This is a genomic window from Campylobacter lanienae NCTC 13004 (assembly GCF_002139935.1).
GTDB classification, from domain to species: domain Bacteria; phylum Campylobacterota; class Campylobacteria; order Campylobacterales; family Campylobacteraceae; genus Campylobacter; species Campylobacter lanienae.
In genome coordinates this window covers 239,834-258,623 of sequence record NZ_CP015578.1, presented here as the reverse complement: position 1 = coordinate 258,623, position 18,790 = coordinate 239,834, and the positions used below count along the sequence as shown (strand labels likewise).

Here is an 18,790-nt window from a genome sequence, read left to right as displayed (position 1 = left end):
ACCACGGCTTTTTTCATCAAATATTATGTCGCCAAGCTGAGTTAGGTAGTTGAAATTTGTGCTTATCGTGCTAGTATCAAAAGGCGCTTTAAAGCTGAAATTAGAGTTATGTTCTACTATTTTTTCCATAACTTTTTTATAATTTTTCAAAATCCATTCAAGCTCTTTGCTTGGTTCATGCTCTAAAATATGGAAAAATCTATTTTGATATCTCTTTTTTAATTCGCTTAGTCGCTCAAAAAATCCTTTGAAAGTTTGATTGCCACTTATTTTATTATTAGCGAAAAAATCTTCTAAATTTTCTATCTCTTTTTGCGTGATTGATTTTAGAAATAGAGCCGAAATTAGAGCGTTTTTATTCTTATTTTTGTGCGGAGTGTGTAAGCAACAAGGCTTTAAAAGCTCGTTCTTTATTGTACCCTTTTTAGCTAAATTTACTTCATCATAATATTTTTTAGCAAAATCTTTAAACTCTTTTAGCTCTGTGCTATTTAGTCTAATCTCTTGGGCAAAAATTTTAGCATTTTCATCTTTTTCTAAAAGCCTTGGATAAAGCTCTTTATCATCTAAAATTCCCTTTGAAATATCTAAAATTCTCTGTAAATATTTAGCTATTTCATTATCTTTGATATTATCTGCTAAAACGCCATTTTCATCGGTTTTTAAGCGTTCAAAATTGCTATTTGATAAAATTTTGCGCGCTATATCATTTAAACTTGGGGTGATTTTTTCATCATTTATTACAAGGGCTTGGCAAGATTGAGGTTTTTTGTTTTTGGCGTTTTCATAAGGTGGATAGTTATTATAGGCTCTGTATTTTTTAAAAATTCCAAAGTCGAAAAAGCATTTAAATTTTCTAAAATCCTGCTTTTATTAGCCTTTTCATCAGTGCTTATAAAATCTAAATAATTTATATTTCTTAATATATTCTTTTTTAGCTTAGCATCATCAAAGACTAAATCAAATTTAGCATTAAAATATCGCCTTAAAATTCTAGTTTGAAAATTGGCTATATTGCCTATAAAATAGTAGAATTCTTGAGAATTTTTAAATATTTTTAGTTTTAAAATTATATCTTTAAATGAATTTTCTATCTCGTTTTTAATATCTTTTAGATAGCTTTTTCTGTGTTTGTTGTTTTTAAAACTTTCATTTTTTATACTTTCTAAAAACTCCAAAATTGCGTTAATATTTTTATTTAAGATTTTATTTTTTTGCTCTTTTGCTTGATTTAGAATTTGCGCTTGATCATCTAAAAAAACTAAAATTTCATCATTTTCAAGCTCGTTAAAAATCTTGCTTATACTATTTTCAAAATCACTCAAAACTCTACAATCTTTAAAATAATATCCATCCAAGGCATTTAAAATCTCTAAGCTATCACTATCAATCTCTGCGTTAAAATTTACATTTAGATAGTTAAATCCACGATTTTTAAAAAGCCCAAATAGCTTTTCTTTTTGGTTATTACTTAAATTTTCTAACGGCAAAATCTCACCTAAAAGTCTTAAAACAAATCTATCTCTATCAAATGAGCGTCTAGTGTGCCTTCTAAGAGTTCTGTCGATTTTTGAAAAGTTTAATTTGCCTTTATCAAATTTTATATCAAAAGCATTTTTATCTATTATTTTATCATCTTGACAAGTGGCTATAAATATACCATTATTTATAGCGCCCATATCTATATTTATTGATAAAGATTTCATACTCTCCCCTTTTTAAACCTATTTTACTAAATAATTAAGCACTCTTGTTGCTATTTTATCAAAAATATACTAAATTTGATTAGATATTTTCATCCATTAATCATATTTTGTGGCTTAAAATAGACTAAAAATTTAAGATAAATTAGAAGTTTATAATGATATAATTTTGTTATGGGGATATGCCATAGGGCTGGTACCCCTATGGCAAATTCTGTCTCCATAGAAAGGAGAGTAGAATAAATGCTTAATGTATTTACGGTAATTATACTACTTTGTATAATTGTTGTCAAGGCTTATTAAGTCTTGCCCCACGAAAGTGGGGAAATACACCCCCTATGGCTTCTATTATTTTATCTTAAATTTTAGTAGCTCCAACAAGTTTTTGGAATTACTATTTTTTTATAATAATACTCTTCTGTCGTATAACAAGTTCTCGATCTCTCACCACCGCACTCATATGAGTAGCTTTTGTCTCATAGTGTCTATCATTTGGGTTTAATTTATCATACTCTTCTTTGGTTATCGATATGAGTTCATAGCCACGACTATAGCTTTGTGCCGTAATCCTTATCTAATATTTCACTTAAATACATTTTATATATCCTTTTTAAAAAATTTTAAATAAGATATATAAAATAGAAAAACATTAAATAAAAAGTAGCTTAAAGTTTTGACAATAAAAAATAATAATCTATAATATTATTAAATATTCAGAATATTTAATAATATTATTCTATTTTATAATTATTTTTTCAGAATAATTTATTATAACAATCTATATTTTTTAAACTCGCATTAAAATATTTTTATATATAATTAAGTCTATTTAAAATAAGGATATAAATGAAGATTTCAAATTTAATATATCTATCTATCATTCCTATGTTAGCTTGGGGGCAAGATAGCTACATAATAGAAGCTGATGGTGAGTTTGGCAAAGAGCTGAAAAATTTAGTAGAAAAACACGCCAAAGATAATAATCTAAGTGTGAAAATATACGAAAAATCAGATTCAACAGAGGATTATGAAACCGGTAGATTTCTAAATATAGGCGTGGATAAAAGAGCCAATTATAATAGCTCTAAAGGCAAAGAGTTATATGACAAGCAGTGTAAGTCTTGCCACGGCGACAAAGGAAGTAAAAAAGCTATGGGAGTCTCTGAGAGATTAAGCGATATAAGTGGCGATGAGATAGCTGATTCTATAGCTGGATATAGGGGTGATGCCCAATATGGTGGGAATTTAAAATACCTAATGGCACCGATAGCCACAAAATTAAATTTAAGAGATCTAGGCCACATAATAGCGTATTTAAAAGGCGATAACGCTTTTATCGTAGATGATGATAGTGATAGTGGCGAGATGAGAACCACTCCGACTAAACAAGGTAGTTATTTAGAATAAACTCAACACAAAGGATAAAGATGAAAAAGCTTTCATTAATTGCTTTGGCTGCGGCAATAGCTATAAGCTCAGCGGCTACTAAAGAGATCAAAATCGGCGTGATAATGCCTATCACGGGATCTGTCGCTGCGTATGGTCAGACTGCGTGGGCTGGGATCAAACTAGCTAATCAACTAGAGCCAACACTCAAAAATGGCGATAAAATTAGTTTGGTATTAGTGGATAATAAAGGCGATAAGGTAGAGACCGCCACAGCCACTACAAGGTTAGTTAGCGAAGATAAAGTAAGCGGATTAATCGGTGCTATGGTAACTGGAAATACTCAACAAGTATTACAAATCGCAGACGAAAAAAAGGTCCCGATGATCGCTCCAGCCGCCACTGCTGATAAGCTACTAGATAGATCAAAATATGGTGCTAGAGTTACTTTTATGGATTCATTTCAGGGGACAAGCTTTGCTTCGTGGGCGATAAAACAAGATATGAAAAATGCTATCTTGATAATAGATCAATCCACTTCATACTCAATAGGCCTAGCTAGAGCATTTAAAAAAGAGTTTGAAAAACAAGGTGGCAAAATTCTAAAAGAGCTAAAAATCAGCAGCGGAGATAAAGATTTCAAAGCTATAGTCTCACAAATCAATAGCCTAAATCCTGATTTGGTATATATGCCGTTTTATCATCCAGAGGCTGCGCTATTAGTGCGTCAAGCTAGGCAAATAGGCATTAAATCGCAATTTGCTAGTGGCGATGGTGTGAGCAATGATACATTTATAGAGCTAGCCGGAGATGCGTCTAATGGGTATTTATATACCGATGCTTTTGATAGCTCAAATCCACCAACAGCCAAATCAAAAGCCTTTATAGAAGCATACACCAAAGCAAACGGAAATGGCAATGTGCCTGGATTTAGCGCTCTTGGAGCGGATTCATACTATTTAATGATAGATGCGATGAATCGTTGCGCTGATGCCACTGATAAGGAGTGCATTAATAAAGAGATTAAAAACACTAAAAATTTTGAGGGCGTTTCAGGTATCATAAATATAGACAAAAAGGGCAACGCAGAGCGTTCTATCGTCATAAAAGAGATCGCTAGCGGCAAGGCTATGTATAAAGATACTGTAAATCCTAATTAAGCTAAATTTCACAATTTTGGTTTGAATGTATTATTAAATTCAAACCAAAATTTATATTCAAAGATAATTTATTAAATAATTAATATTTCACCATACTCATTATAGCGATAAATTTGCTTTTTACAATGATGATTAATCTTGGATTGTGAATTTAAAAGAGCCACTTGGATTAACAAGTGGCTAAAATATTAGTGTAAGCTCTCAATATAACTCATAGCACTAAGTGCAGCTACAGCACCATCTGCGGCGGCACTGACTACTTGCTTAGGCGCATCTTGTCTTAAATCTCCTGCGGCAAATAAACCTGGAATTGAAGTTTGCATTTTTAAATCCACTTTTACTTGACCTGATGGCAATATATCGCAAATAAATTTATCTCCATCTTTTAGCACTTCGTTTCTTACATTTAGACCCACAAATGTAAATATGCCAGGCACTGCTAAATCTCTTATGCTTCCATCTGCTAGTTTGACTTTCACCCCTTTTACACCAGCAGCGCTATCACCATAGACTTCATCTATAGTAGCATTTAAAATTAGCTCAATTTTCTCATTTTTCTTAACTTTTTCAACTGAGCTTGGAGCAGCTCTAAATGTATCACGGCGGTGAATTAGATATACTTTTGAGCAAATTCTAGTTAGATATTCAGCCTCTTCGATAGCCGTATCACCACCACCTAAAACAGCTACTTCTTTATTTTTATAAAAAAATCCATCGCATGTAGCGCAAGTGCTAACACCTTTACCGAAGAATTCATCTTCACCTTTAAAGCCAGCTCTTTTTGGGGTTGAGCCTGTACACACAATTACAGCTTTTGCTTGTTCAGTTTTACCACCTTCTAAAGTGATAGTAAAGCTGCCATCGCTATTTTTAGATACTTTTTCTACGGCCGCCATTTCGTGTTTTAGACCAAATCTAGTGCATTGTTCAAGCCACGGGCTCATAAAACTCATACCATCCATAACAGTAGCGACACCAGGATAATTCTCCATTTCAGAGCTATTAGTGATTTGACCACCAGGCATACCCTTTTCAAACATTACAACATTTTTTAACCCACCACGAGTAGCATAAAGCCCTGCACTAAGACCAGCTGGGCCACCACCAATTATAGCTACATCTAACATTATAGTCTCCTAATTTTAAATTTATATCTATACAATATTACAGATATATTACATAAAAATAAATTTAACTTAAAAATTGATTTGAAATGAAGTGAGTCGGGGCAAAGCCCCGTTTGAATTATAAAAGTGAGTTAAGTTTTTCTGCGATTGCAGTTTTAGATTGAGCGCCTATTAATGTCTCTTTGATCTCGCCGTCTTTGAAAAATAGCAAAGTAGGAATAGAGCGAACGCCGTATTCTACAGCTAGATCTTGAACTTCATCTGTATTTACTTTACAGATTTTAGCTTTACCATCGAACTCTTCAGCCAACTCATCAATAACTGGAGCTAGCATTCTACATGGTCCGCACCATGGCGCCCAAAAATCTACTAAAGCAACACCCTCTTTAGCGATATTGAAATTTTCAGCAGTTAATTCAATATATTTACCCATTTTATCTCCTTTGTGGTTTATAATAAAATTATACATTAAAAAAGTTAAATTAAAACTAACAATTATAATTTTATCTAACTCAAACTTCATCAAATCAAGAGTATTATAAAATATAAAAGTTAATAAATTTTATTAATTGTTAAATTTTAAATAACATAATATAAAAATTTATCAATATGATATATTTTCTACTAGCTCAATCTCATCACCATTGATACAGACCAAATCAATCTGATATGGCATATCCAAACCGTTGCTTAAAATATAAAAATCAATAGCTTTTATGATTTTTTCTAATTTGGATTTTGTGACTCTATATATGGTCTCATAATCTTTTGTAGAGGCTTTGACCTCTATAAAATGAAGAGTTGATCTGCTAGTAGCAATGATATCAATCTCTCCAAATTTGGTTTTGTAGTTTAATCCTAAAATTTTATAGCCTTTGGTAGCTAGATATTTGGCTGCTTTTTTCTCAGCTGCATGCCCAAAGAGATACTCTTTTAAGCCCAAATTAGCTCTCAATTCTAATCATAAATGGCTCAGCTTTGATAAAACTCTCATTTTTTAAACCACTAATAACTCTTAGCATATCAGCCTCCAAACAAGTATGAGTAGTAAAAAACAAAGTAGCATACTCTTCATCTTTGCTTTTTGCTTTTTGTAAAAAGCTATCTATAGAAAGGTTATTTTGGCTCATTAAATTTGTAATTTTGGCTAGTACTCCCACCTCATCAGCGACTTTTAACCTTAAATAATACTTAGTTTTAATCTCGCTTGGTTTTAATAACCTAAGTCTAGCCGATTCCAAAGGCATTTTGTAGCCAAGCATAGGATTTCTAATCTCTCTAGCGATATCTATAAGATCGCTTATGACAGCACTTGCTGTGGCACTTCCACCGGCTCCAGCCCCATAAAACAAACTCTCTCCGACAGCATCACCTACTACACTCACAGCATTCATAACGCCATTTACATTTGCCAACATCTTATCTTTGCTAATAAATGCCGGATGGACTCTTAGCTCCAGTGTTCCCTCGCCACGCTTAGCAATCGCTAAAAGTTTAATAGAATACTCAAATTCATTAGCAAAATATATATCTTCGCTACTAATTTGACTAATACCTTCTATCATGATATCTTCAGGTTTGGCATGCACACAATAAGCGATACTGGCTAGAATTAGCAATTTATGAGCCGTATCAAATCCCCCAATATCAAAGGTCGGATCAGCCTCGGCGTATCCTAGATCTTGTGCTTTTTTGAGCACTTCGTTAAATTTAGCTCCGCTACTCATCATACTACTTAAAATATAGTTACTAGTGCCGTTCATTATCCCAATGATTTTTTGAATATGATTAGCACTTAAACCCTCTCTTAGGGCTTTGATTATAGGAATTCCGCCAGCCACACTAGCCTCATAACCAAATGCCGTATCTCCAGCTAAGGCTTCAAGCTCATTTCTGTGATATGCTAAGAGGGCTTTATTTGCCGTTACTACTGCTTTTTTGCGTTTTAGAATTTGGCTTATTATCTCATAAGGTCTATCGATCCCGCCCATAAGTTCCACAAAAACATCAATATCATCTCTATCAATAACACTTTGTATATCATCACTTAGCGGTATTATAGGATTTTTGTGTTTGGATAAATCTCTTACTACACCAATTACAGGCTCTATGCTTACACCGGCTCTAGAAGCGATCAAATCGTTATTTTTGATAAGGACATTAGCAACTTCACTTCCTACTGTCCCAAAACCTAAAATCGCTACTCTCATTGAATTTCTTTTAAATATTTTTTAATATTTCTAGCTGCTTGGCGAATTCTATTTTCGTTTTCTATGAATGCGATTCTTACATAGTCATCACCAGCCACACCAAATCCAGAACCAGGGCTTACTGCGACACAGGCTTTGGTTAGGAGTTGTTTAGCGAATTCTTTACTTCCTATATTGCCTACTTGTGGTGGCAACTTCGCCCACGCAAACATACTAGCCCTTGGTTTTGCTATCTCCCAACCAGCCGCACTAAAAGCTTCTATGAGTGTATCCCTGCGTTTTTCATAAGTCTGTCTAATCTGCTCAACGCAATCTTGATCTCCATCTAGTGCTACGGTGGCCGCTACTTGGATTGGGGTAAACATACCATAGTCAAACCACGATTTTATCTTTTTGAGTGCGGCTACTAATTTTTTATTACCACATATAAATCCTACACGCCAACCGGCCATATTGTATGATTTAGATAGTGTGTAGCACTCTACTGCGACATCTTTGGCCCCATCGATTTCAAATATACTCGGAGTCTTATATCCATCAAATGTAAGCTCGGCATAAGCTATATCGCTAATGATATAAAATCTCTCACGCTTTGCGGTATCAACTAATCTTTCATAAAAGCTCTTTTGGCATGTTACGGTAGTTGGATTATGCGGGAAATTTACCACTACATATTTTGGTTTTGGGATGCTATCTTTTATAGCAATTTCTAAATTTTCAAAAAATTTATTCTCATCTAATTCATAATTTATATTATAGATTAAAGGCATTTTAGTTACATTGCCACCTGCTATGATAAATGCTTGAGTATGGATAGGATAAGCCGGATCAGGCACTATAGCGACATCGCCGGGATTTGTGATGGCTTGTACTAGATGGACAAAGCCCTCTTTGCTACCCATAGTGGCTACGGCTTCTGTCTCAGGGTCTAAGATTACACCATATTTTCTTTTATACCAATTACAAATGGCAACACGAAGTTTATAAATGCCTTGAGAAACGCTATAGCCGTGAGTTTTGTCTTTCATCGCACTTTCGCATAGCTTGTCTATTATGTGTTGTGGTGTTCTACCATCTGGATTTCCCATAGAAAAATCTATAATATCAGCACCATCTCTACGGGCTGCCATCTTGATCGCATTTACCTCGGCAAAGGCGTAATTAGGCAACCTCTCGATGGTATTAAATCTAATCTCATCAAACATAAATAACTCCTTAATTTGATTGTATATATATTTTTAAACCTCGTTTAATGTTTTCTAAACTAAAAGCATCATCTATAAGCATATAGTATGAATTTGGTGGAAATTTGATATAAATCTCCTTTTCTGGTCTATCTGATTTAATCTGTGTTATTAAATTCAAATCCCTATCAAGCACCTTTATAGAGCATATCCAGCTATCTGATGGGTGGCTTTTTATCAAGGCTTGGCTCTTGTCGTTGATATTTAAAAAATATGGCTCCAATGGTCTAGGCAACTCAAATTCTACATCGCTAATATATCTATGCGTAGATAATACAGCTCTTGAAGCATCTATACTATAAGTAAAGCTAAACTGCCCATCACGCTTGATATCTTTGATAAATATATTGTTTTTCATCAATTCTCTATACAAAATCCCCGGATCAAGGACAAATCGTGAGCTCATAGAGATTTGCCAAATTATCCCCTCGGTATCACTCTTTAAAGATTTGCTTAAAAAATATGAGTAACCAATGCTTTTTAAAGCTTCAGATACGCTCTTAAACATCAAAATATCGGAGCTTGGGCTATAAAATGAAATTTCTAAATTTACAGGCATAGAGTAGGTAAGATTTAAAAGCGAATTTACTCTTAGAGTATTTATGATTTTAGGATAATTTAAATTTCCATTATTGTCTATAAATTCAGATTGATTAACAAATATATTCTCTATTTTATCTATATTTTGGGCATACATTTGCTCTGAAATAATGCTTTTGATATTGCTGTGTAGATCGGCTCCAAAAGAGCTTAAAATAAGGATAAAATAAAGAGCGATTCCCCTTACCATTGAGCACCTTTGTTTAATTTGACAAACTCAGCATAATCAATCTCTTTTATCACTCCATTTTCAACTACAAATCTCAAAGGCTTTTGAAATTCAAATTTCTTTCTCTCCCCATCTTGTTCTAAAATCAGCTCCCCATGGCCTGTTTGGATAAGTTGGTCTATACTTAAATTCAGATCTATGGCGTTTTTTGTGGTGTATGATTTTTTGTTTGTGCCATCTAGGTTTTTTATCCCTATCCAGATGGTTTTATTTGGGATGATTTTGGCAATTTTATCGCTATTTTCTATCATTATCGGGGCTTGGATCTCTACGCTTGCGATGGTTAAATTTGACTCTAGCGTCTCGTTATCTTCTTTTGTAGCTGTGGTTTCATTGCTTTCACTACTGATATTTTCATCTATTTGAAGCGGAGTTACACTATTTGCTGTGGTCTGTAAATTCTCCTTAGCTGATTCCACCACTGAAGCACTAGAGTATGCTACGCTTTGATTTTTATCGAAATTTGGTAATTCTATCGAGTCTAAGATATCTGTAAATTTAACAACCCAAACGATAGCCACTACTATCAAAACTAATATCAACATAACGCTCAAAGCCCTGCTATTATCGCTTTTTGGTGTATATGCTGGGATCTTAGGCGCTACTGTGAAATTTGAGTTATCGCAACTGCCATTTTCCTTACAATATTCGTTATACTCATCTATCCATCCTTGAAGATCCAAATCATACTCACGACTTAAGATCTTAGCAAAGCCAGAAGCATTTAATTTGCGAAGTTTTTCGTAATTTTTCTCACACATATACTCTAAATACTCAGTCTCTATGTGTGTGCGTTTTGTGACCTCTTTAAGATCCATTTCTAAAAGTTTTTCTATACCATTAGCCATTTATAATCCTATCAAATAATATTCCAAATGCCACGCTGACATTTAAGCTATCCCAATCCTTACGCATATTAACGCCTAGGATCTCATCACACTTTTGTAATACCTTATTTGGTATTCCTTCGCCTTCGCTACCCATAATTATAACGCTCTTAGGATCAAATTTAAAATCCTTAACACTCTTGCCACCGGCATTTGCGGCATAAATTTTAAATCCAATTTGTCTTAGCTCATTTATCAAACCCAGCCCATCACTACAAAGAGCGATTGGCAACTCATACGCTGCACCGCTGCTAGATCGGATGATGCCTTGTATCGCTAAATTCTCATTTTTACCCACTATAACCACACCACCGGCACCCAAAGCATACGCAGTTCTAACTATCGCACCGATATTTCCCACATCGCTTAAACCATATAAAATCACCAAATAATCAGCCTTTTTAATCTCGCTTAAAGTGGCAAATTCATAATCTTTCACCTTGGCTAAAAAGCCTTGATGATTACCGCCACGAGCGAGAGCTTGAGCTTTTTGGTTATCAACTTTTTGAATTTTCAAGCCGACTTTTGCTATTTGGTGAAATATATCTTTATTAACCTCTTTTGCTAGATATATCTCTTCAAGCTTATCTTTGTGGTGTTTTAACAAATGTAAAAATAGCTGTTTTCCATAGACAATCATAGCGATTATGGTATCTAAAAGCCCTTAAATTTTAGCTTATTTTTGAAAAGAAAATTGAAATTTAATTAATTTTCATTATTAAATTTATATATTTTTATCTCTATTACTTAGTTTATTGTATATCTCTTTTACGCTTTTGCCTGTTAATTTGCTTAGCAATTTCGCCTTTTGCTTTGGCGCAATATCTAACTCATTTATATCATCTATAGTGATTTTTTCTTGGTTTATGATATTTGTAGCAGCGACTACTACGCACCACTCGCCTTTTAAGTTGGCATTTTGTAAGCTCAAAACTAAATTTTGCGCGCTATTTTTAAATTTGGTTTCAAATTTTTTTGTCGCCTCTTTGATAGCAAAAATCTCTCTAGTTGGTTCTAATTTTGCTATATCTTTTATTAGATTCAAAATTCGCTTTGGAGACTCATATATCACCACCGGATATGGCGAATTTAGAGCATTTTGTAAGGCTAAATCCCTATCTCTGCTAGTATTTGGCAAAAAGCCTAAAAAGCTAAATTCCTTCTCTATCAATCCACTAGCAGCCACCGCTAAAAGCAAGGCATTTGATCCACTTAATACCTCGTAATTTATAGAGTTATTTTGAGCAAATCTCACCAAAGCCACGCCTGGATCACTGATACAAGGCATTCCGGCATCGCTTACATAGACTACGATTTTTTCTATTAAATTATTAGGATCAAACTTAGCAAAAAACTCACTCTCATTATGAGTATGAAGAGAGTAAAATTCAGATGGATTTATCTCAAGATTATATTTTAAATTTAAAAGATTTATAAAAGATTTAGTAACTCTACTATCTTCGCAAATTATGATATCACAAAGGTTCAAGATGTCCAGGCATCTCTTTGAGATATCATCTAAATTGCCAATTGGCGTTGGAAGAAAGTAGAGCAAAAGATTATTTTATACCATATTTTTTCTTAAATTTATCTACACGACCTGCGCTATCTACGATCTTTTCACTACCTGTGAAAAATGGATGACAAGCACTGCAGATATCTACTTTAATCTCTGATTTGTTAGATCTGCTCTTAAATGTATTTCCGCAAGCGCAACTAACTGTGCATTCAACATACTCTGGATGTATATCTTTTTTCATTGCTTTTCCTTTTTTTGGGTTTAAAAGTTGGGATTTTATCTAAATTTGGCTTAAATTTCCTTGATTAATCTAGTCTCATTTGGTGCCATCTCTATGATCTCCCATGGTAAGCCTTGTTTATTTAGCTCATCCATAAATGGTTTGGCATCGAATTCTTCCATATTAAATACCCCTTTGGCACTCCAAATTCCCTTTGCTACCATCATTGAGCCTATCATTGCCGGCACTCCTGTAGTGTAGCTAACAGCGCCAACGCCGGTTTCTTGATAGCACTCTTGGTGATCGCATACATTATAGATATAAACTTTTCTTGGCTTATTATCTTTTATGCCTGTTATCACACAACCTATATTTGTCTTGCCTTTGGTTCTAGCGCCTAGGCTTGCTGGGTCAGGTAGTAAGGTTTTTAAAAATTGAATTGGCACGATTTTTACCCCATTGTGCTCAACTTCATCTATTCTTAGCATACCGACATTTTCTAGACATTTCATATGGGTTAGGTAGCTTTGACCAAAGGTCATAAAGAAGCGAATTTGCTTTAGAGTAGGGATATTTTTTACTAGGCTTTCTAGCTCTTCGTGGTATAGCAAATAGCTATCTTTTGGGCCGATTTTTGGATAATCCCAGCTAAATCCTATCTCCATCGGCTCGGTTTCTATCCATTTTCCATCTTTGTAGTATCTACCCTTTGCGCTAACTTCACGCAAATTTATCTCAGGATTAAAATTTGTAGCAAAAGCATACCCATGGTCTCCAGCATTACAATCCAAAATATCAATATACTCAATCTCATCAAATAGATATTGCTTCGCATAAGCACAATATACATTAGTAACGCCCGGATCAAATCCACTACCAAGAAGCGCCATAGTATTAGCGGATTTAAAATTACCATCTTTAGCCCATTGGAGTTTATACTCAAATTTAGCCGTGTCAGGATGCTCGTAATTAGCCGTATCTATATAGGCGATCCCTGCTTCTACACACGCATCCATAAGGGTTAAATCTTGATAAGGCAAAGCGACATTTAAAAGCAAATCAGCCTTAATATCTTTTATCAATTTCACAACTGCCTTTGTATCATCGGCGTCTATCACCGCTGTACCTATATCTACTCCGACTTTGTCTTTGATAAATTTAGCTATTTTATCGCATTTACTTTTGGTGCGACTAGCTAGAGTAATTTTGGTAAAAACTTGCGAATTCATAGCGCATTTTACCGTTGCTGCTTGGCTTACTCCGCCTGCTCCGATGATTAAGATATGACTCATTTTCTATCCTTTGTCTGAATTTTTGGTAATTATAGCCAAATTTAGCTAAAATTCACTCCATACTCTAAGCAAAAATTATTTTAACAAAAAATTAATATTTTCTAAATACTTATCTAAGCTCAAAAGCAATCTCCATAAAAATGCTATATTTTTTATCTATATTTTCTAAATTTGGCTTTGTCTTTTTAATCGCATTTAGCGCCGCTTCATTGAGCAATTTATGCTGGCTGGGGCGTGAGATTTTCTCATTACTTATACCGCTTTTATCTATTTGAAACTCCACGCCTACTACACCACTCAATCTAGCTCTTCTAGCGGCTCTTGGATAGATGGTATTTTGGGCGATTTCATCTTTTAATCTTTTAAATATTTCGCTATCGCTACTTAGTTTGGTGATTTGGTTTTGGCTAGGGGTTGATTCGTTTGATTTTGATGGACTATTTATAGGGGTATTTTGTTGCGATGATTGATAGGCTGCTTTGGTTAAATTTTGGGTTGGGGTTTGGGATTTTTGGGTTGATTTTTGGGATTTTTGAGCTGTGATTTTGCGGGTTTGTGGATCTGGCGTGCTTGGTGGATTTATAGATGAATTTGGCGGTTTTATGGGATTTAGCGAATTTGGTTTTATATCAGATTCTACTATATAAATTTCAAATTCACTAACTATTTTATCCTTGCCTAAATTTATTTTAGCGCCAAAGGTTATAAGAGCCACAAGCACAAAATATATCAATAGCGAAAATATGAATGAAGTTATATTGAGTGCTTTTTGCTCCATTTTAGAAATTTGCTCTTAATTTCACCCAAAAGCTTCGCCCCGGCTCATAAACTCTAGTAGTAGCCGGGATATCAAGCGTGGCTATTTCGGCGCCATTTTTGCTAGTGTGATAGCTATATAGTGCGTCGTTTAAATTTAGTGCTGCTAGCATAATTTGATAATTTTTGTATTTATATCCAGCATTTAGCCCAATAGTCCAAAAGCTATCGCTATAGCCTAAGTCCTTACCGGCGACATTGCCGTAATTCTCTTTATATCTATGTTGGCTAGCATTAGCATAAAAATCCAAATCGACAAACCACTCATTACGCACCAAACCGGCAACAGCTTTAAAAACCAAAGGCGAAATTTGCGGCAGTGGATCGCCATCTTTTAATCCATTTGTATCTTTCAAATTCTCGCCATAAACATACGATAACCCCGCACCAAGCTTATAAAAATTATTAATCAATATATTAGCATCTATCTCTCCACCCATCAAAAGGGCATCTGTATTAAATGAAGATGTGGCGCCATTGTAATTTAAAATGATATAATCATCTATTTTAGACACAAATAAATTTGTGCTTAAACTCAAATTCCCATTATCATAGATAGTACCTAGGTCGATTTGGTGATTTTTTTCGGTTTTTAAGCTCATTCCATCAACTTTTTGAAGTTCCCAAAAATCCGATGCTCTCTCAGCTCTACCAACCCCAGCATATAAGCTTAATGTATCAAAATATCTCTCATAACGCATAAATCCAGATATTGGGGTTTGAATTTTAGATCTATCAAATCTACCAGCAAGATATTTATCTATCTCAACCCTATCTAGTCTAATACCGCCAAATACCCCATAATCCTCACTAAGATACTCACTTTGAGTAAATACAGAAGATGTGCTAATTAGAGCATTTTTGTTATAATCCTTAGAAAAAAGCGTATTTCGTGCCTCGGTAGCATTAATGGCATTTTGAGTCATTCTGCTAGAATGCTTATCTTCTCTATAAGAGCCACCTATATATGTAGTTATGGTATCGAAATTTAGTTTTAACTCGGCTTTAGTGCCGATAATCTCTCTTTTTGGATTACTGATATTATATCTATTTGGCATTGCTGGTCTTAGGCTAAAATTATCCATCACATGATCTATATAGTGATAATAACCTTGTAAATTCAAAATGTGGCTACCTAAGGCCTGCTCTAAAGCTAGATTATAAGATTCTCTTTGAAACTTTGTCCCATCCATCGCCCTATCAGCATAAGCCGCCTCGCCATCGCCAAAGTCAGCACTAAGGCTAATAGCACTCTCTTCATTTGGTGTTAATGTGGCGATTATAGCGCCTTGTTTGCGAAAATACTCTGAATGGACTATGTTTCCATCGCCATCTTTGTAATTATCGCTTTGGTAAATTCCGCCATTTACTTGGATACTACCAAGCTCATTTCCGCCGATCGCCTCGCCACTTAACTCTCTTTGGTTAAAGCTACCAGCAAGCATAGATATATCAGCACCATAACTAAGCTCATTTAATCTAATAATCCCCCTATCAAACATCAATCCACCATTAACTAGTGCTCCATATCTCACATCTTGAGGGCCTTTGATTATCTTAATTGAGCGGTAATTTTGCGGTGCGATATAGGTTATAGCTGTATCCATCCGACCACCGCAACCGCCGTGAATTTCAGATCCATCTGTATATATAGGCAGTCTAGCTGAAAGCCCTGAGCGATATGATACTTCGCTACCGCCACCGCCTTTTCTAACCATGTTAAATCCACTTATATCAAGCAAAGATTTGGCTAGATCGGGTGAATTTAGTATAGTGTCTTTGGTGATTTGTGTAGTTATGGGATTGTCTAAAATGCTTTTTTCATAACTTTGAGTTACATTTACTCTACCTAAATTTAAATCTTGAGCGTATAAACTCGCAGCGGCACACAAAGCACAAAGCACTCTCATAAAATACTCCTTAAAATATTACAGATTAAGCCAAAATAATACTGAAATAATTATTACTTTATGCTTAATATTTATTTAAATTATATAAATTTAATAATATCTACTCAACATTTTAAGTATAGGCTTAGCTAGTTCTAACCCCTTAGATCGGTGTGAAATTTGAAGCTTGATACTCTCATCAATCTGCCCTATAGTCTTATCAAATCCATCAGGAATAAACATAAAATCATACCCAAAGCCATTATCCCCAAGCTCTCTATCGATGACTTCTCCATGCATAAATCCATGGACGCCATATCTGCCATATTTAGAGCCGATACCGATACAAGCGGTATAAAATGCCTTAGCGTGGCTTAAGCCTAATCTTTTTAACTCACTAATCAATTTTGCTCTATTGCTCGCATCACTTACCCCTTCACCACTATACCTAGCTGAGTAGATCCCAGGAGCAAAGCCAAGCGCTTCAACGCTTATCCCGCTATCATCACTTAGAGCTATACACTCATTTTCAATTCCAAGCTCTTTAATTTTCTCATACACAGCATCTGCTTTTATCATCGCATTTTCATAAAAGCTCTTGCCATACTCTTGTATCTCAAATGGCTTACATATATCACCCAAAGCCAAAACTTCAAATTGATTATAATAAGCTTTAATCTCCCTTACTTTATCCATATTATTTGTAGCTAAAACAATCTTCATCCAACCCTCCTATTTAGAATTTTTCTAACCCAAAATGCCACCGCACCCATCAAAACCACAAGGAGTAGGGCTAGCCAAAACTCATAGCTTTTATAATTTGCTATATTGCTACCTAAATTTATAAATAGCACCGCACTAATAAACTTGCCAAGCACCCCAGCAATGATAAATTTAACAAAATCAAACCTCAACGCCCCAGCCATGTAATTCACGACATTATAAGGCACAATCGGTATTAATCTAAGTAAAATTATTAGACTAAACTCATCTTTACAAAATTTATTTTTAACTCTCTCAAATTTAGCAGTATCAAAAGCCCCACTAAAATATCTTGCGATAAAATACATTATAGCTGAGTTTATCCCAACTCCTATCATCGCACAGATTAAAGCCTCCCAAAAGCCCAAAATCGCCCCACCGCCAATAGCCAAAATCCCAGCCGGAAATAAAAATATAGGCAAAATTACCCAAAATCCAATATAGATCGCCCAGCCAAATTCGCCATAATCGCTCATAAATTCGCTTAAATTTTGCTGATTAAAGCTAGATAAAATCACCACACAAAAAATTATAAAAAATATAAATAAAATTAATCTCATATTTTCTCTTTAAAAAATCATAATTCTAGCCAAATTTACCAAAATTTGATAATAAATTTAAGCATATTTAGATAAAATTCAGCCCAATTAATATCAAATTTGGATTTTGGATGAATCTTTTTGCTAGATATAGTTCATTTATATATTTTAAATATTTTCTTATTATCTTTATGGCTTTGGTTGGATTTTATGTAGTTATTGATACTTTAACTAACCTTAAAAATCTCCCAAATAGCGCTAATTTACAGATTATTTATGTTTGTTTGACTGCCTTAATCTCGATTAATTATATCTTGCCTATATCTTTAGTTTTGGCTTTAATTGTAACTATTATAAATTTAATTCGCTCCAATGAACTTGTGAGTTTCTACGCCTTAGGCGTTAGCAAAAATCGCTTGATAATACCTATTTTCACTATCGCTTTAATCATTAGCTTTGGTTATATCGGATTATGCTTTACTCAATTTGCCTACGCCAAAGAGCGTCAAGAGTCGCTTGAAGATTTCCAAAGTTTTGAGAGATTTACGAATTTGACATTTTTGCGTTTTGAGAATAAATTTATATATATTGATAAGCTTTTTGGCGATAAACAAAGCGCTAAGGATATTAGAATTTTTGATATGAATGGCTCTAAAATTATGAGCCAAACTATAGCCAAAGAGGCTAATTATGATGATAATATCTGGAGATTAAAAGATAATATAGTTGTTACTTTACCGCAAAATATCGAGCTAGGTAGTAGCGGGTTTGAGAGTAAGAATTTAGATGAGATAATCACTCTTAGCAACTTCCGCCCACGAATAATCGAAAATATCAAAAATAGTGATAATCTATACTCTATTAGCGATGCTATCGACTCTATAAAGACTTTAAAAAATGAAAATATCAATATCTCTAAAATCAAATCCGCACTATACTCAATGCTATTTTTCCCACTTTTTGCCCCGTTTATGGTGCTGATACTATACTATTATATGCCACTTACTGGGAGATTTGCTAGTTTGAGTATTGCTAGTTTTGCGGCGATTTTAGCTACTTTGTGCGTGTGGGGAGTGCTGTTTTTGCTTATTAGAATTAGCCTTAATGGAGCTATCGCGGCTGAATTTGGGATAATATTGCCTATTGTTTTATTAATGCTATTTGCTGGGTATAAGGTCTATGAGCATAGGTAAATTTGAATTTAGTT

18 protein-coding genes and 1 pseudogene are annotated in these 18,790 nt (G+C 34.3%); 3 read left to right on the top strand and 16 right to left on the bottom strand.

Annotated elements, in window-relative coordinates; translation table 11 throughout:
* Positions 1 to 9 precede the first annotated feature (9 nt).
* A pseudogene (locus CLAN_RS08445) lies at positions 10 to 1,679 on the bottom strand (hypothetical protein); the annotation flags it as partial.
* Positions 1,680 to 2,549: 870 nt separating this feature from the next.
* Here CLAN_RS08445 and CLAN_RS01335 point away from each other — a divergent pair.
* The gene (locus tag CLAN_RS01335) at positions 2,550 to 3,110 is read left to right on the top strand and encodes a c-type cytochrome (protein WP_100590400.1); all 561 of its coding nucleotides are present in this window, start codon (positions 2,550 to 2,552) and stop codon (positions 3,108 to 3,110) included.
* Positions 3,111 to 3,130: 20 nt separating this feature from the next.
* Entirely contained in the window at positions 3,131 to 4,249 is a 1,119-nt protein-coding gene (locus tag CLAN_RS01330; protein WP_100590399.1) for an ABC transporter substrate-binding protein, read from the top strand.
* A 188-nt stretch (positions 4,250 to 4,437) separates the two neighbouring features.
* On the opposite strand, the gene trxB is transcribed toward CLAN_RS01330, so the two are convergent.
* From trxB to CLAN_RS01255, 15 genes are all read right to left on the bottom strand, one after another.
* Entirely contained in the window at positions 4,438 to 5,376 is a 939-nt protein-coding gene (gene trxB / locus CLAN_RS01325) for a thioredoxin-disulfide reductase (protein ID WP_100590398.1), read from the bottom strand.
* 118 nt (positions 5,377 to 5,494) lie between these two features.
* Complete coding sequence (gene trxA / locus CLAN_RS01320; protein WP_086287782.1) at positions 5,495 to 5,809, bottom strand: thioredoxin; 315 nt, start codon at positions 5,807 to 5,809, stop codon at positions 5,495 to 5,497.
* A gap of 171 nt (positions 5,810 to 5,980) precedes the next feature.
* Positions 5,981 to 6,319, bottom strand: a complete 339-nt coding sequence (locus CLAN_RS01315) for a YraN family protein (protein ID WP_096018522.1) — start codon at positions 6,317 to 6,319, stop codon at positions 5,981 to 5,983.
* A gap of 1 nt (position 6,320) precedes the next feature.
* Entirely contained in the window at positions 6,321 to 7,586 is a 1,266-nt protein-coding gene (locus tag CLAN_RS01310) for a homoserine dehydrogenase (protein ID WP_096025832.1), read from the bottom strand.
* The gene (locus CLAN_RS01305) at positions 7,583 to 8,791 is read right to left on the bottom strand and encodes an LL-diaminopimelate aminotransferase (protein ID WP_100590397.1); all 1,209 of its coding nucleotides are present in this window, start codon (positions 8,789 to 8,791) and stop codon (positions 7,583 to 7,585) included. The genes CLAN_RS01310 and CLAN_RS01305 overlap by 4 nt, the downstream gene beginning before the upstream one ends.
* A gap of 10 nt (positions 8,792 to 8,801) precedes the next feature.
* Positions 8,802 to 9,620, bottom strand: coding sequence for a hypothetical protein (locus tag CLAN_RS01300; RefSeq protein WP_100590396.1), 819 nt, complete (start codon positions 9,618 to 9,620; stop codon positions 8,802 to 8,804).
* Positions 9,614 to 10,507 carry a hypothetical protein gene (locus tag CLAN_RS01295; RefSeq protein ID WP_100590395.1) on the bottom strand — a complete coding sequence of 298 codons (894 nt, stop codon included), beginning with the start codon at positions 10,505 to 10,507 and terminating at the stop codon, positions 9,614 to 9,616. The genes CLAN_RS01300 and CLAN_RS01295 overlap by 7 nt, the downstream gene beginning before the upstream one ends.
* Positions 10,500 to 11,186, bottom strand: coding sequence for a 23S rRNA (guanosine(2251)-2'-O)-methyltransferase RlmB (rlmB, locus tag CLAN_RS01290; RefSeq protein ID WP_100590394.1), 687 nt, complete (start codon positions 11,184 to 11,186; stop codon positions 10,500 to 10,502). The genes CLAN_RS01295 and rlmB overlap by 8 nt, the downstream gene beginning before the upstream one ends.
* 84 nt (positions 11,187 to 11,270) lie before the next feature.
* Entirely contained in the window at positions 11,271 to 12,101 is an 831-nt protein-coding gene (rsmI, locus tag CLAN_RS01285; RefSeq protein ID WP_096025128.1) for a 16S rRNA (cytidine(1402)-2'-O)-methyltransferase, read from the bottom strand.
* Between the two features lie 4 nt (positions 12,102 to 12,105).
* On the bottom strand, positions 12,106 to 12,306 hold the full coding sequence (gene rpmE / locus CLAN_RS01280) for a 50S ribosomal protein L31 (protein ID WP_096014859.1): 201 nt from the start codon (positions 12,304 to 12,306) through the stop codon (positions 12,106 to 12,108).
* Positions 12,307 to 12,356: 50 nt separating this feature from the next.
* The gene (locus CLAN_RS01275; protein WP_096027639.1) at positions 12,357 to 13,577 is read right to left on the bottom strand and encodes a saccharopine dehydrogenase family protein; all 1,221 of its coding nucleotides are present in this window, start codon (positions 13,575 to 13,577) and stop codon (positions 12,357 to 12,359) included.
* 109 nt (positions 13,578 to 13,686) lie between these two features.
* Complete coding sequence (locus CLAN_RS01270) at positions 13,687 to 14,355, bottom strand: energy transducer TonB (protein WP_100590393.1); 669 nt, start codon at positions 14,353 to 14,355, stop codon at positions 13,687 to 13,689.
* Between the two features lies 1 nt (position 14,356).
* A complete protein-coding gene (locus CLAN_RS01265) occupies positions 14,357 to 16,303 on the bottom strand; it encodes a TonB-dependent receptor domain-containing protein (protein ID WP_100590392.1) in 1,947 nt (648 codons plus the stop codon).
* 90 nt (positions 16,304 to 16,393) lie between these two features.
* A complete protein-coding gene (locus CLAN_RS01260) occupies positions 16,394 to 17,005 on the bottom strand; it encodes a non-canonical purine NTP pyrophosphatase (protein ID WP_100590391.1) in 612 nt (203 codons plus the stop codon).
* Entirely contained in the window at positions 17,002 to 17,604 is a 603-nt protein-coding gene (locus CLAN_RS01255) for a TVP38/TMEM64 family protein (protein ID WP_100590390.1), read from the bottom strand. Before CLAN_RS01255 ends, CLAN_RS01260 begins: the two co-directional genes overlap by 4 nt.
* 110 nt (positions 17,605 to 17,714) lie before the next feature.
* On the opposite strand from CLAN_RS01255, the gene CLAN_RS01250 reads away from it, so the two are divergent.
* On the top strand, positions 17,715 to 18,776 hold the full coding sequence (locus CLAN_RS01250; RefSeq protein ID WP_100590389.1) for an LptF/LptG family permease: 1,062 nt from the start codon (positions 17,715 to 17,717) through the stop codon (positions 18,774 to 18,776).
* The last annotated feature ends 14 nt before the right edge of the window (positions 18,777 to 18,790 follow it).